Source organism: Solitalea lacus (assembly GCF_022014595.1).
Lineage (GTDB): Bacteria > Bacteroidota > Bacteroidia > Sphingobacteriales > Sphingobacteriaceae > Solitalea > Solitalea lacus.
On the sequence record NZ_CP091740.1, the window covers coordinates 335,316 to 347,867 of the forward strand.

The window sequence follows — 12,552 nt, forward strand, 5'->3', positions numbered from 1 at the left end:
TTTTTTGACTAACTTAGTGAAAAAGATAAACCAAATAAGACATGTATTGGATTTTAATAGGAGGAACATTTTTAATTAGCATGCTTGTTAGCTGGCGCTTTAAAAGTAAGTTTAACAAGTATTCGAATGAACCGCTTTCAGCAGGATTAACCGGGCGTGATGTTGCTGAGAAAATGTTACGCGATTACGGAATAACAGATGTTCAAGTTATATCAGTTGAAGGGCATCTGGGCGATCATTACAATCCGGCAAATAAAACAGTAAACCTTAGTCCTGATGTTTATCATGGTGCTAGTGTGGCAGCAGCGGCTGTTGCAGCACACGAGTGCGGACATGCTGTTCAACACGCGAAAGCCTATGCTTGGTTAGGTTTTCGTTCGGCTATGGTTCCAGTGTTAAGTGTGGCTTCACAATGGATGATGTGGATAATTATGGGAGGATTGATCTTGTTGCAAATGACACACAATCCTACCGTTTTATGGATAGGTATTGCCTTGTTTGCTGCTACTACCGTATTCAGCTTTGTAACCCTTCCAGTAGAGTTTGATGCCAGCAACAGAGCACTGGCTTGGCTTGACAATTCGGGAATAACCCGTTCTAGAGAGCATGAAGATGCTAAAGATGCATTATGGTGGGCTGCTATGACTTATGTGGTTGCAGCTTTAGGTTCACTTGCAACGCTGATTTATTACATAATGATTGCAACAAGCGGAAGCAGAAGAAATTAAATAATATATATTGAATAAAAAGAGCGGCGTTTGATAATTCAAACCCGCTCTTTTATATTTTGACAAAATGGTAAGTGCTAAATCAGCATTTTGCACCATTTGACTAATGTGCAGTCTAATTAAGCCTGTACGGGCAGACCAGTTGAAACTCAGGAATGTTTACTTCAAAATGAGAGCCATCAAATAAACGGGTCATCTCGTAGGTTCCTTTCATAGTTCCCATTTCGGTGTTAAGGTTACAGCCTGATACATACTCATGACTTTCCCCAGGCTCTATTACAGGTTGTTGTCCAACAACGCCTTCGCCTTCAACTTCGCGGTTCGTTCCGCTTGAGTCGAAGATGTACCAATGCCTGCGTAGCAATTGTACCGTATAATCTGTTAAATTTTCTATGGTGATTTTATAGGCAAACATAAAATGATTGTTTGCCGGATTTGAGTATTCCGGTTGGTATACGGTTTCAACCGAAATTTTAACACCGTCTGTAATTTTAGTAACCATACCAGTGTTGTAAGTTTGGGGCAAATTAGAAAAAAAACTGTTTATACAAACAGAAAATTCTGCCTTCTATGTAAAAAATTAATAAACCTTATCAGGCTAAAGTATGCATTATGCCAGCACTTCTGAGTAAACCGAATTTATTTCATCTAAAACCGCATTTATTTCATCAACTGAATTTAGAGAAACCAACTTATTACGAAGTTCTTTACTGTTCTGTAAACCTTTAAAATAGTTGGCATAATGTCTTCTCATCTCAAAAATTCCTACTTTTTCGCCTTTCCATTCTATTGATTTCATGAAGTGAGTACGGCAAACTTCTACTCGTTCTGCAATAGTTGGGCCCGTCAGAATTTCTCCAGTTTCGAAAAAGTGTTTGACCTCACGGAAAATCCATGGGTAGCCAATAGATGCACGACCAATCATAATTCCATCCACTTCAAATTCTTTCCTCCAAGCGAATGCTTTTTCAACTGAATCAACATCGCCGTTGCCAAAAATTGGAATTTCAATATTAGGATTTCGTTTTATTTCACGAATTAGTGTCCAGTCGGCTACTCCCTTATACATTTGAGAGCGTGTACGGCCGTGAATCGTCAAAGCCTTAATGCCAACCTCTTGTAAACGTTCGGCAACTTCATACACATTTTTTGTGTTGTCGTCCCAACCTAAACGGGTTTTTACGGTAACAGGCAAATGGGTTGCCTCTACAACGGCTTTGGTCATCTTCACCATCTTGTCAATGTCTTGCAACAAACTGGCTCCCGCTCCTTTACAAGCTACATTCTTTACCGGACAACCATAGTTTATATCAATAAGGTTAGGTTCTGCCTTTGTAGCGACAACAGTTGCTTCTCGCATGCTGTCAATATTGCTTCCGAAAATTTGAATGCCGATTGGGCGTTCATATTCAAAAATATCAAGCTTCTGAATACTCTTTGCAGCATCACGAATTAATCCTTCAGAAGAAATAAACTCCGTGTACATTAAATCAGCTCCATTTTGCTTACACACGTAACGAAACGGCGGATCGCTCACGTCTTCCATAGGTGCCAGCAATAAAGGAAACTCTCCTAATTCAATATTTTCAATCTTTACCAAAGCTTTAAATTTGCGCAAAAATACATATTTATGCCGACAGGGTCAATAACTTCAATGTTATTTGCCTGAAATAAAGCAAGTTGCAGCATTTTTGTTTGTTGTTTTGAGAAAGGAGGCAATGTTTTCTGTATAATGTTTTATCTTAAAGGAAATAATAATTAACACGGTGTTCAGAGGAGTTTTACAAGGACAATCTTTTTGGGTTAAGTTAGTGGCTTTGGTTGGAATGGCAATCTTTAGCATGTCCATTTTTACAGCATTATCGGCTTTATTGTTAAAGCCATTGTTCGGGATTAACATAGTAGCTGATGCCAATGCATTGATGGATTTATCCAACGCACATGCTATTGGAGCTTACAAGTTTTTACAGATTGTTCAAGCTATCACTCTTTTTATAATTCCTGCATTTATTTTTCCGGTTCTGTGTGGAGAGAACACGCTATCCTATTTGGGAATGGATAAAAAGCCCACACTATTAATGTTGGTTTTAGTGTTGCTGATCGCCTATTTCTCGTCGCCACTATTTGAGTTTAGTAATCAATTGAACCAAAAAATGAGCTTCCCTTCTTTTTTGAGTGGGTTAGAAGATTGGATGAAAGCCAAGGAACAACAGCTCGGCGATTTAACGAAGGCTTTTTTGAAAATGGATAATTTCAATCAGCTTGCGCTAAATCTACTTATGATGGCAGTCTTGCCTGCAATTGGAGAAGAACTTTTGTTTAGGGGAGTAACTCAGCGGCTTTTTATCGAGTGGTTCAGGAATGCACATATTGGTATTTGGGTGGCGGCAATTGTATTTAGTGCACTGCATTTTCAGTTTTATGGATTCTTACCCAGAATGTTGTTAGGTGTGCTTTTTGGCTACTTGTTTTATTGGAGTGGTAATATTTGGCTGGCAATACTGGCCCATTTCATAAACAATGCAACGGTTGTGGTGTTTTCATATTTGTTTCAACATAAAGTCATTAATTTTAATATTGAAGCAACCGGAAGTTTGTCGATTACAAGTTATCTGGTTTGCGCTGCACTTAGCGCTTTGTTAATTATAATGTTTTATCGCATAGTTTATAAAAGGACGCAAGCAAATTAACAAGATGGAGGCTAACTGGATAAAAATTTACAGTACACATGAATGGTTCAAAGCTGAATTAATAAGTCATTTACTTGAACAAGAGGATATTGATTTGGTGCAGATCAATAAGAAGGATTCTTCGTACATGAGTTTTGGGACCATCGAGTTATACGTTCATAATGTTGATTTCACAAAAGCAATTGAAATAATTGTTTTAAATGAGGAGTAATCCATAGACAGCGTTTAAACGCTCAATTAACTATTTTGTCATTCTCAACTTATTTCCGTTAAACTAACCCTATTTTAGCGGTCAAATAAAACCCATGAGTAATTTAGTTCAACGTGCCATAACCGGATTTTTCTTTGTTGCCGTTCTTGTTTTTTGTGTAGTTTATAGTGGATATTCACTGGTTGCCCTGTTTTTCCTTATTTCAGTTTTAAGTTTATACGAGTTTTACGGATTAATAAAACAGGGCGGATACAACCCCAATAAGATGATGGGCTTAGCTTTTGGGGTTATTCTTTATGCGCTCATTGTGTTACGCGCCTACACACAGGTCTCAGATAAATATTTGGTGTTGTTATTCCCTCTGTTATTCTTTTTCTTTTTACGTGAACTTTATAGAAAACAGGAGAAACCTTTCGAAAATGTAGCCATTACTTTATTGGGTCCTGTATATTCCGTAATTCCCTTTGTATTCTTTATAAGTTTAGGGTTTACCCATGGAATGATTTATAATTACGAGCTGCCGCTGGGTTTTTTGTTATTACTTTGGAGTAATGACACTTTTGCCTACCTATTTGGCCGTCAGTTTGGAAAGCATCGTTTATTTGAGCGAATTTCACCAAAGAAATCCTGGGAAGGATTCTTTGGAGGGATGATTTCTGCAGCAATTATTTCCCAAGTAATTGCTCAATACTTTCAAACACTTAATTCCGTTAACTGGGCTATTGTAAGCTTAATCATCGTATGCTTCGGCACTTTAGGTGATTTGGTTGAATCAATGTTTAAGAGGAGTTTAAATGTTAAAGACTCAGGGAACATACTTCCTGGCCATGGTGGCTTACTCGATAGATTTGACGGTTTATTGCTTGCAGCGCCATTTGTGTATGCTTATCTAATTTTTCTGGGGGTTTAATTCAATTAAGCTAACAGATGTAGCTTTAATATGATTCTGATTCACTGATAACACGATAAGATTAACAATCTGTTAATTTTTAAGAAGCGGTTCCTTAAGCGGAGTCGCTTTTTTTTGTTATTTCTATAAAGATTGCAAGATTTGCATCACCAATTATTGATTAATAGACCTTATTTCATTTATGGAAGTTAAAGAGAGCAAGCTCATCGGACATTCTAATCCGTTTGAGTCAATGATGTCACGTTTTGACGTGGCTGCCAAAATTCTTGGATTGGACGAAGACACCTATAACATGTTAAAATCACCTGTTAAACAGGTAATGGTTAATCTGCCGGTAACTATGGATAACGGACGTATTAACGTGTATGAAGGATTTCGTGTAATTCACAATAACTACATGGGTCCAGGTAAAGGTGGTATCCGCTATGCAATGGATGTTGATCTGGATGAGGTAAAGGCCTTAGCTGCCTGGATGACTTGGAAGTGTTCAGTGGTAAACGTTCCTTTTGGTGGTGCCAAAGGAGGTATTAAATGTGACCCACGCAAAATGTCTAAGGGAGAGCTAGAGCGTTTAACACGTGCTTACACACAAGCAATGGCCGACGTTTTTGGTCCTGAGAAAGACATTCCTGCTCCTGATATGGGAACCGGTCAGCAAGAGATGGCATGGTTAATGGACGAGTTTTCAAGAATTAAAGGCTTTACCAACGCAGGCGTTGTAACAGGTAAACCTTTGGTGCTTGGCGGTTCAAAAGGACGCGTTGAGGCAACTGGCCGTGGTGTAATGGTTACCTGCCGAGCTGCCTTAAACAAATTAAAAATTAACCCTGCTAATGCAACAGCAGCAGTTCAAGGCTTTGGCAATGTAGGTTCTATTTCAGCAAAATTGCTAGAAAGTCAAGGAATTAAAATCGTAGCTATTTCTGACGTTACCGGCGCTTATTATAATAAAGAAGGTATTAACGTTTCAGAAGCAATAGCATATTCTCAGGCTAATAAAAACTCACTAGAAGGGTATAAAAATGCTGAGAAAATTACTAACGAGGAGTTATTGACATTAGACGTTGATGTTTTGGTTCCTGCAGCTTTACAAGATGTTATTACTAAAGATAATGCTGCGAATATCAAAGCTAAGTTAATTGTTGAAGGAGCAAATGGTCCTACTTCGGCAAACGCTGATGCTATTTTGAAAGAAAAAGGCATTATGATCGTTCCGGACATTTTGGCTAACGCCGGAGGTGTAACAGTATCCTATTTTGAGTGGGTGCAAAACCATCAAGGTTACTATTGGACTGAGGAACGTGTAAACCGTCGTGCTGATCGTACTATGAAAGAAGCATTTGAACAGGTATATCAAGCTTCTATCAAATTTAATGTAGATATGCGTATTGCAGCTTACATTGTAGCTATTGATAAAGTAGCAAGTACACGTAAATTATTAGGCGGATTCTAAGCAAATCGTACCCAAAAACATACTTAAGGTTGCGAAGTTGAAAGTTGAAAAACTATTAACTTTGCAACCTTTATTTTTAACTTTGATTTATGAAATTTCATCGTGAAGGCTATGCAAGTTTAGCCTTAGTAATAGTAGTTAGTGCAGCTATTATTTGGGCTGCCCGTTATTTTTTTCCAGAAACCGCGTTTGTGCATTATTTTGCATATACTTTAGCTGTGGTACTTATTATTACAATTTTGCAGTTTTTTAGAGATCCTGCAATTAAAATCAATAAGAACGAAAGTTTTGTACTTTCTCCTGCAGATGGAAAAGTTGTAGTAATTGAGGAAGTTGAAGAATCAGAATATTTTAAAGATCGCAGGATACAGGTTTCAGTATTTATGTCACCTGTTAATGTGCACGTAAACCGTAACCCGATAGGGGGACTAGTGAAATATGCTAAATATCATCCGGGATTGTATTTGGTAGCTTGGCATCCAAAATCATCAACAGAGAACGAGCGCACAACTATTGTAATTGAACAAAAGCCAAAAGTTGAAGTGTTGTTCCGTCAGATTGCTGGAGCCTTAGCCCGTCGTATTGTATTCTATGTAAAAGAAGGCGATAAAGTTGGACAAGGGGAAGAGATGGGCTTTATTAAGTTTGGATCAAGAGTAGATGTTTTCTTACCGATCGGAACCAAGATTAACGTAGAGTTAAATCAGGTTGTTAAGGGAGGTCGTACTGTTTTAGCTGAGATTTAGTTTTCCAGGGTTAAATTCTTATACTTGAAAAAACAAAAACAGTTATGAAGAAAATATTAATGATTGTTGCATTGGTTGGAGCCTTTTCTTTTGTAAATGCTCAGGACGCAAAACAGGTAACTAAGAAAGAAACTGCTTCTTGTTGTCATAAAACAGCTAAAGCTAGCTGCTCTAAAGACCAAAAAGAGGCTTGCTCTAAAGCAATGACTGAGAAAAAGGCATGCTGTAAGGCTGAAAGTGCTAAAGCAGCTTCAACTCAACCTAAATCTTCAACTAAATCTAAATAGGTTTTGTTAACATAACAATAAAGGCCTTGCAGTATTGTCACTGCAAGGCCTTTATTGTTAGTCTACAAATGTAATTGGGGGGTTAGAGCCATCAATATTTTCATGGAGTACCTTTCGGGTTGGAAAGGCAATTTCAGCCTTGTATTTATTCACTATTTCCAGTATTTTATAGGTAGTTTCTTCTTTTATTTTTACGTGTTCTGCATAAGGCAGCATTTCAATAAAGTACATCACCATAATGTTTAAAGCCGACTCGCCGAAGCTGTCGAAAGCCACAATGCTATCGTCGCTAATTTGTGGAACTGTTTTAAAGTAAGCTTTAATATCAGCAATGATTTGTTTCATTTGTTCCTGGGTGGTTGAATAGCCCAAGCCAAGGTTGTACTTTATACGACGATGAGTTTTAAGTGTTAAGTTGTCCATCGGGTTGTCAACAATACGTTTGTTGGGCATTGAGACCAAACTCTTTTCAGTTGTGCGAATTAGAGTGCTTCTAAAGCCTACTTTTTCAACGGTCCCTTCTACCCCGCCAACATTTACAAGATCACCTACCACAAAGGGTTTATCGATAAAAATGGTAAAAGCACCAAACAAGTTCTCAACTGTTTCTTTGCCGGCCAACGCAAGCGCAAGTCCACCTATTCCTAAGCCACTTACAATAAGGCCAATGTTTAAATTAAACACCACACTCATTATTACAAAGAAGCCTAAAGAACCTACAAGGATTTTAACTAATTCGCGTGTAAATGGTATGATTTGTAAGCCGGCTTTTGAATCACTTTCTTCAGCTTTATTTAACAGCACATAGGCTATAAAATCTGCAATACGCAATAGAATCCAGAAAAATGCTCCAAGAGCAAATAATAAGAACAATCGATCAATGAAATCAGCATAGGTTTTTACCTTATTGCCTCCATTTGATTGGAATATAGGCTCTTTTTTCCTCTCGCTTGGTACTGATGTGCTCTTTTCAACCGCCTGCTCAGCTTGATTTATTGTAGTTTCGACAGCAGCTTTTCGGTTAAAGATTGGCTTGTTAAGTGGATGATCAAGCTGGTTAATTGCTAAGTAGATTGTAACGATTAATAACAGGACCTCAATAGGTTTAACCAATAATTCAATAAATCGTTCGGCAGTTTCTGCGCCAGCAAACCGTTTAAATAATTTAAAAGAAAATCGGCTTATTAATTTTGAGATTAGACGTTTGAAAATTAGTCCGAAAAAGAAGATGCCACCAAACCAGATGTAATTCTGAATGGTATTGCCCCAATAAACCTGATCAAGGAATTGCAGTATAATCATACAATAAAAATACGGATGATAAAAGAAAGTAGCTGCTAAGCAGTTACTAAATGAACGAAATGGGCTGGGAAATGGTATTTCTGTAATAAAAAAACCCTCTGAGCAAGCTAAGAGGGTTTAAACGTATGTTATGAAAACAATTAAGATCTTTTTTCTTTGATACGTGCTTTTTTACCAGTTAAGCCACGTAAGTAGAATAACTTAGCACGACGAACTGCACCACGGCTGTTAACTTCAATTTTCTCAATGTTAGGTGAGTTGATAGGGAAAATACGCTCAACACCGATTGAGTTTGATACTTTGCGTACAGTGAAAGTTTCAGTAGCGCCTTGGCTGTTGCGTTGAATAACAACACCTTGGTATAATTGGATACGCTCTTTGTTACCTTCTCTGATTTTATAGTGTACAGTTACTGTATCACCTGCTTTGAACGAAGGAATATTGTTCTTCGCTATACTTTGCTCTTCAACAAATTTTACTAAATCCATCTTATTAGGGTCTTTAAACGAATTTTAATCGTCTAGAATTCGGATTGCAAGTATAGATAAATTATTTGAATTATGAAAGCGAATTTTCAAAAAGAAATTTATCCACAATGGTCGGTTTGTGTAACTGGGTTAATAAGGTTGAAAATTAGCTTATTAAAGCGGTTTTTAACCTCAAAAAACGCATGTTGATAAAGTTGAAAACTAATTAAAGACAACCCAGAATTAAAAAGTTTTTTCAACCATTTACGTCGTTTGGCGATCAATTGATTGATTTCCATGATGCATTAGTCTTCTAAAAGATCCGGACGACGAGTGCGTGTGCGTTCAAGTGATTGTTCGTAGCGCCATTTCTCTATTTCCGGGGTATTCCCACTTAGTAGAATGTCAGGAACCTTCCATCCTCTGAATTCGGCCGGGCGGGTGTAAACTGGAGCATCTAATAAATCACCCTGGAATGAATCTGAAAGAGCCGAGGTTTCATCTGATAATACTCCGGGAATCAACCGAACTACTGCATCAACTAAGATCGCGGCGGGAAGCTCTCCCCCAGAAAGTACATAATCACCAATTGAGATTTCGCGAGTTACAAAATGCTCACGTATACGATTATCGATTCCTTTATAATGACCGCAAAGAACAATAAAGTTTTTTTGGGTTGAAAGCTGATTGCAAATGCTTTGGTTAAGCACTTCCCCGTCAGGGGTCATAAAAATGACTTCATCGTAATCACGTTCAGCCTTCAGTTTTTCAATGCAGAGAACAAAAGGCTCAACCATCATTACCATTCCTGATCCACCTCCATAAGGATAATCATCTACGGTTTTATGTTTGTTTGATGAATAATCTCGCAGGTTATGCACAACAATCTCGGCCAAACCTTTGCTTTGGGCGCGCTTTAAGATGGAGTGAGCAAATGGGCTATCAAGTAACTGGGGCAATACGGTAATAATGTCTATACGCATGGAGCAAAGATAAGGGCAAATTGGAAATGGTAAATCCGAAAAATAGTCTATGTGTAAAAAAATAGGGCCTTCTGTTTGAAAGCCCTTTCTTTAATATTCTTATTCCATTTTGGGGATATCCTCGCCGTCTTTTTCGACTTTTTCAATTCGCTTCTTGTGCTTTTTCTTGTCGCTGGCATTTTTAATAAAAGGGATCTCCTTAAGTAATTCGCTCGGGCTTACCCGTATTCCAACAGGTGGAGGTAATTTAAGTTCTTCTTCTGTTGGGATTGTTTTGGGGTTTACTTTATAGGCGTATGCGTTTTCAGGAATCTCTAGTTCTAAGAAAGCGCGTTTAAAGTTTTCTTTGGTTAGCCCGTAAACAGTTACTCCTTTCAGCGTGTATATCTGAGGGTGCATACGTATGTTTAAATACAGGCGATTATTTGGCACTTCATCCTGAAGGATAAATTCAAAATTTCCATAGCCCAATGCCGAGAATACTAACGTGTCCGTTTTATACATAGGAATAGAGAAAAACCCATTGATATCACTAACGGTTCCGCGACGAGAGTTTTTCACTCTTATGTTTACAAACGGAATCTTCTCGCTTAAACTATCAGCAGAGTAAATGGTGCCCGAAAACTGAATTACCGGTTGTTGAACAGGTTGAGTTTGGGCGTAGAGAGCAGATGCGGCACACACTGCTACAAGTAGAGCTAGCAGATATCTCAGTTTCTTAATCATCCTTAAATTTATCGTTTCTGATTTACATTTAAAACAGGTTCCCAAGATAAATATCAAGTAACCCCTCAGGCATTGAAACTGTGAGTTTTTTGCTTTTGACATCAATGCTTTTTATAATGTCTTCGTTAAGGGGTAATAAAACCTCAGTATCATTAACTGAAATTGAAGCCACAAATTGTTTTGGGTACTCAAAAACTTCTGAAATTTTTCCCAGATCGCCTTTAGTTTCATCAGTTACAAAATAACCGGTTAAGTCTTTATAGGTTAATTCACCTGTTTTTCGTTTCGGGCGCAATTTTTTAGGAATCAACACTTTTTTGCCGACTAACTTTGCTGCCTCTTCAATTGAGTTCACATCCTCTAGCCCAAAATAAGCAACTGATTTTTGAAAGCGCATGTTCTCAATGAAATAAGGAATGGGCTTGCCGTTTAACTCAACAAACAGGGTGTTTTTACTAAAGTAACTGTCTAAAATATCTTCTTCAAGATAAACCTGCACTTCTCCCTTTAATCCCTGAGTTTTGGATATGTATCCTATTGAAAAAAAATCTTCAGCTTTCATGTTAAATAGTTTAATAAATAGTGGTCCTGAGTCTGAGCGGGCAATACTTTAGGAACTAACTTTAAAAAGAATCAATTCAATCCGTTTTTATATAAACAAAAATAGCGAGACACTGAGCCTCGCTATTTTTATAATACTATTGAAGTTTTGCTTATTCAGCAGCAGCTTCGTTGGTTTCTTCAGTTGCTGGTGCTTCAGGAGCCTCTTCGGCAGGAGCTTCTTCAACAACAGGAGCATTTTTAGCAGCGATAGCAGCAGCTCTTTCTTCTTTGATTTTAACCTCTTCAGCGTAACGTGCTTTTGCTTTGTCAGCAGCAGCGTTTACTAAACCGGTTTTCTTAGCGTTAACTCTAGTTTCTTTAGCCTCTATCCAAGCAGTAAATTTAGCTTCAGCTTGTTCTTGGGTTAAAGCACCTTTGGTAACACCACCTAATAAATGTTTTTTGTACAATACACCTTTGTATGAAAGGATAGCACGTACAGTGTCAGTAGGCTGCGCACCGTTTTGTAACCATTCAACACCTTTGTCTACGTTAAGGTCAATTGTGGCCGGGTTGGTGTTTGGGTTATAAGAACCAATTCTTTCAATAAATTTACCATCCCTCGGAGCACGTGAATCCGCCACCACAATGTGATAAAAAGCATTACCTTTTTTACCGTGTCTTTGCAATCTAATTTTTGCAGGCATTTTTTTAAGTTTTTAAAGTTTAAAAATCCCCTTTATCTCCGCTAAAGGGACCGCAAAAGTAAGCATTTTTTTGTTCACATAACAGTGTAAGGATAAAAAAGATAACTATTTATGAAGGATTTTAAACGGAAGTTTATTTCCAGCTGCCAACGGCAGAGGTTTTATTTATTAATGATAAACTAACAATAATTTGAGCAAGTTGTAGGTTATATTTACACTATTAAAGTTTATGTATGATAAAATTAGCAATTGATATGGATGAGGTAATGGCCGATACCTGGGCCAAATTCATCCACCGATTTAAGGAAAGAGAAGGGTTTGAAATTACATCAGAGATGCTTACCGGAAAAGAGTTGTCGCAAGCAGTGCCTGCCGAATTAAAGCCAAAAGTTCATGAATGGATAAACGAAAAAGGCTTCTTTAGAGATTTGCCGGTTATGAAAGACGCCCAGAAAGTGGTGAAAGAATTGAATAAAAAGTACGAGGTGTTTGTTGCTAGTGCGGCTTCGGAATTTAGAAATTCTTATGAAGATAAGTATGACTGGTTAGCTGAATATTTTCCGTTTATTGACTGGCGCCATATTGTTTTTTGTGGAGATAAATCAATAATTGGAGCCGATATTATGATTGATGACCGCATCCGTAACTTTTCTCAGTTTAAAGGACGTCCTATCTTATATAGTTCTCCGCATAATCATTTTATTAAAGATTATGAACGGGTTAATAATTGGGAGGAAGTTGCCGAATTATTACTTTAATTCAGCATAATGGCCAACGTCGAACACTTTGGCTACAGAGG

The 12,552-nt window shown here is 37.7% G+C and carries 16 protein-coding genes; 8 read left to right on the top strand and 8 right to left on the bottom strand.

The window, feature by feature from the left end; genetic code table 11:
• The first annotated feature begins 41 nt into the window (after positions 1 to 41).
• Positions 42 to 728 (top strand): zinc metallopeptidase, encoded by a 687-nt coding sequence (locus L2B55_RS01380; protein WP_237848505.1) that lies wholly within the window; start codon positions 42 to 44, stop codon positions 726 to 728.
• A gap of 115 nt (positions 729 to 843) precedes the next feature.
• Here L2B55_RS01380 and apaG read toward each other — a convergent pair whose 3' ends face one another.
• The gene (gene apaG / locus L2B55_RS01385) at positions 844 to 1,230 is read right to left on the bottom strand and encodes a Co2+/Mg2+ efflux protein ApaG (protein WP_237848506.1); all 387 of its coding nucleotides are present in this window, start codon (positions 1,228 to 1,230) and stop codon (positions 844 to 846) included.
• A gap of 108 nt (positions 1,231 to 1,338) precedes the next feature.
• The gene (gene dusB / locus L2B55_RS01390) at positions 1,339 to 2,274 is read right to left on the bottom strand and encodes a tRNA dihydrouridine synthase DusB (protein WP_237850314.1); all 936 of its coding nucleotides are present in this window, start codon (positions 2,272 to 2,274) and stop codon (positions 1,339 to 1,341) included.
• Between the two features lie 220 nt (positions 2,275 to 2,494).
• On the opposite strand from dusB, the gene L2B55_RS01395 reads away from it, so the two are divergent.
• The 6 genes from L2B55_RS01395 to L2B55_RS01420 all read left to right on the top strand — a co-directional run bounded on the left by L2B55_RS01395 (position 2,495) and on the right by L2B55_RS01420 (position 7,025).
• Entirely contained in the window at positions 2,495 to 3,418 is a 924-nt protein-coding gene (locus L2B55_RS01395) for a CPBP family intramembrane glutamic endopeptidase (protein WP_237848507.1), read from the top strand.
• A gap of 4 nt (positions 3,419 to 3,422) precedes the next feature.
• A complete protein-coding gene (locus L2B55_RS01400) occupies positions 3,423 to 3,629 on the top strand; it encodes a putative signal transducing protein (RefSeq protein ID WP_237848508.1) in 207 nt (68 codons plus the stop codon).
• 94 nt (positions 3,630 to 3,723) lie between these two features.
• Positions 3,724 to 4,539, top strand: coding sequence for a phosphatidate cytidylyltransferase (locus L2B55_RS01405; RefSeq protein ID WP_237848509.1), 816 nt, complete (start codon positions 3,724 to 3,726; stop codon positions 4,537 to 4,539).
• 181 nt (positions 4,540 to 4,720) lie between these two features.
• Complete coding sequence (locus tag L2B55_RS01410) at positions 4,721 to 5,992, top strand: Glu/Leu/Phe/Val family dehydrogenase (RefSeq protein ID WP_237848510.1); 1,272 nt, start codon at positions 4,721 to 4,723, stop codon at positions 5,990 to 5,992.
• 89 nt (positions 5,993 to 6,081) lie between these two features.
• The gene (locus L2B55_RS01415; protein WP_237848511.1) at positions 6,082 to 6,738 is read left to right on the top strand and encodes a phosphatidylserine decarboxylase family protein; all 657 of its coding nucleotides are present in this window, start codon (positions 6,082 to 6,084) and stop codon (positions 6,736 to 6,738) included.
• Positions 6,739 to 6,782: 44 nt separating this feature from the next.
• Complete coding sequence (locus L2B55_RS01420; protein WP_237848512.1) at positions 6,783 to 7,025, top strand: hypothetical protein; 243 nt, start codon at positions 6,783 to 6,785, stop codon at positions 7,023 to 7,025.
• Between the two features lie 57 nt (positions 7,026 to 7,082).
• Here L2B55_RS01420 and L2B55_RS01425 read toward each other — a convergent pair whose 3' ends face one another.
• The 6 genes from L2B55_RS01425 to L2B55_RS01450 all read right to left on the bottom strand — a co-directional run bounded on the left by L2B55_RS01425 (position 7,083) and on the right by L2B55_RS01450 (position 11,753).
• The gene (locus tag L2B55_RS01425) at positions 7,083 to 8,327 is read right to left on the bottom strand and encodes a mechanosensitive ion channel family protein (protein ID WP_237848513.1); all 1,245 of its coding nucleotides are present in this window, start codon (positions 8,325 to 8,327) and stop codon (positions 7,083 to 7,085) included.
• A 140-nt stretch (positions 8,328 to 8,467) separates the two neighbouring features.
• A complete protein-coding gene (gene rplS, locus L2B55_RS01430; protein ID WP_237848514.1) occupies positions 8,468 to 8,815 on the bottom strand; it encodes a 50S ribosomal protein L19 in 348 nt (115 codons plus the stop codon).
• Positions 8,816 to 9,099: 284 nt separating this feature from the next.
• Complete coding sequence (trmD, locus tag L2B55_RS01435) at positions 9,100 to 9,777, bottom strand: tRNA (guanosine(37)-N1)-methyltransferase TrmD (protein WP_237848515.1); 678 nt, start codon at positions 9,775 to 9,777, stop codon at positions 9,100 to 9,102.
• A 99-nt stretch (positions 9,778 to 9,876) separates the two neighbouring features.
• Complete coding sequence (locus L2B55_RS01440; RefSeq protein ID WP_237848516.1) at positions 9,877 to 10,503, bottom strand: carboxypeptidase-like regulatory domain-containing protein; 627 nt, start codon at positions 10,501 to 10,503, stop codon at positions 9,877 to 9,879.
• 28 nt (positions 10,504 to 10,531) lie between these two features.
• Positions 10,532 to 11,065: a ribosome maturation factor RimM gene (gene rimM, locus L2B55_RS01445; protein WP_237848517.1), complete on the bottom strand. Its 534-nt coding sequence runs from the start codon at positions 11,063 to 11,065 to the stop codon at positions 10,532 to 10,534.
• A 151-nt stretch (positions 11,066 to 11,216) separates the two neighbouring features.
• Positions 11,217 to 11,753 (bottom strand): 30S ribosomal protein S16, encoded by a 537-nt coding sequence (locus tag L2B55_RS01450; RefSeq protein ID WP_237848518.1) that lies wholly within the window; start codon positions 11,751 to 11,753, stop codon positions 11,217 to 11,219.
• 233 nt (positions 11,754 to 11,986) lie between these two features.
• Here L2B55_RS01450 and L2B55_RS01455 point away from each other — a divergent pair, with 233 nt between their 5' ends.
• On the top strand, positions 11,987 to 12,511 hold the full coding sequence (locus L2B55_RS01455) for a 5' nucleotidase, NT5C type (RefSeq protein WP_237848519.1): 525 nt from the start codon (positions 11,987 to 11,989) through the stop codon (positions 12,509 to 12,511).
• Positions 12,512 to 12,552 lie beyond the last annotated feature (41 nt).

What these genes read in the sequence shown, in the direction of transcription:
- L2B55_RS01425 (WP_237848513.1), bottom strand. Translation starts at nt 8,327, where the DNA reads ATGATTATACTGCAATTCCTTGATCAGGTTTATTGGGGCAATACCATT.
- rplS (WP_237848514.1), bottom strand. Translation starts at nt 8,815, where the DNA reads ATGGATTTAGTAAAATTTGTTGAAGAGCAAAGTATAGCGAAGAACAAT.
- apaG (WP_237848506.1), bottom strand. Translation starts at nt 1,230, where the DNA reads ATGGTTACTAAAATTACAGACGGTGTTAAAATTTCGGTTGAAACCGTA.
- L2B55_RS01450 (WP_237848518.1), bottom strand. Translation starts at nt 11,753, where the DNA reads ATGCCTGCAAAAATTAGATTGCAAAGACACGGTAAAAAAGGTAATGCT.
- L2B55_RS01400 (WP_237848508.1), top strand. Translation starts at nt 3,423, where the DNA reads ATGGAGGCTAACTGGATAAAAATTTACAGTACACATGAATGGTTCAAA.
- L2B55_RS01455 (WP_237848519.1), top strand. Translation starts at nt 11,987, where the DNA reads ATGATAAAATTAGCAATTGATATGGATGAGGTAATGGCCGATACCTGG.
- rimM (WP_237848517.1), bottom strand. Translation starts at nt 11,065, where the DNA reads ATGAAAGCTGAAGATTTTTTTTCAATAGGATACATATCCAAAACTCAG.
- L2B55_RS01405 (WP_237848509.1), top strand. Translation starts at nt 3,724, where the DNA reads ATGAGTAATTTAGTTCAACGTGCCATAACCGGATTTTTCTTTGTTGCC.
- L2B55_RS01410 (WP_237848510.1), top strand. Translation starts at nt 4,721, where the DNA reads ATGGAAGTTAAAGAGAGCAAGCTCATCGGACATTCTAATCCGTTTGAG.
- L2B55_RS01420 (WP_237848512.1), top strand. Translation starts at nt 6,783, where the DNA reads ATGAAGAAAATATTAATGATTGTTGCATTGGTTGGAGCCTTTTCTTTT.
- dusB (WP_237850314.1), bottom strand. Translation starts at nt 2,274, where the DNA reads ATGGAAGACGTGAGCGATCCGCCGTTTCGTTACGTGTGTAAGCAAAAT.
- L2B55_RS01440 (WP_237848516.1), bottom strand. Translation starts at nt 10,503, where the DNA reads ATGATTAAGAAACTGAGATATCTGCTAGCTCTACTTGTAGCAGTGTGT.
- trmD (WP_237848515.1), bottom strand. Translation starts at nt 9,777, where the DNA reads ATGCGTATAGACATTATTACCGTATTGCCCCAGTTACTTGATAGCCCA.
- L2B55_RS01415 (WP_237848511.1), top strand. Translation starts at nt 6,082, where the DNA reads ATGAAATTTCATCGTGAAGGCTATGCAAGTTTAGCCTTAGTAATAGTA.
- L2B55_RS01380 (WP_237848505.1), top strand. Translation starts at nt 42, where the DNA reads ATGTATTGGATTTTAATAGGAGGAACATTTTTAATTAGCATGCTTGTT.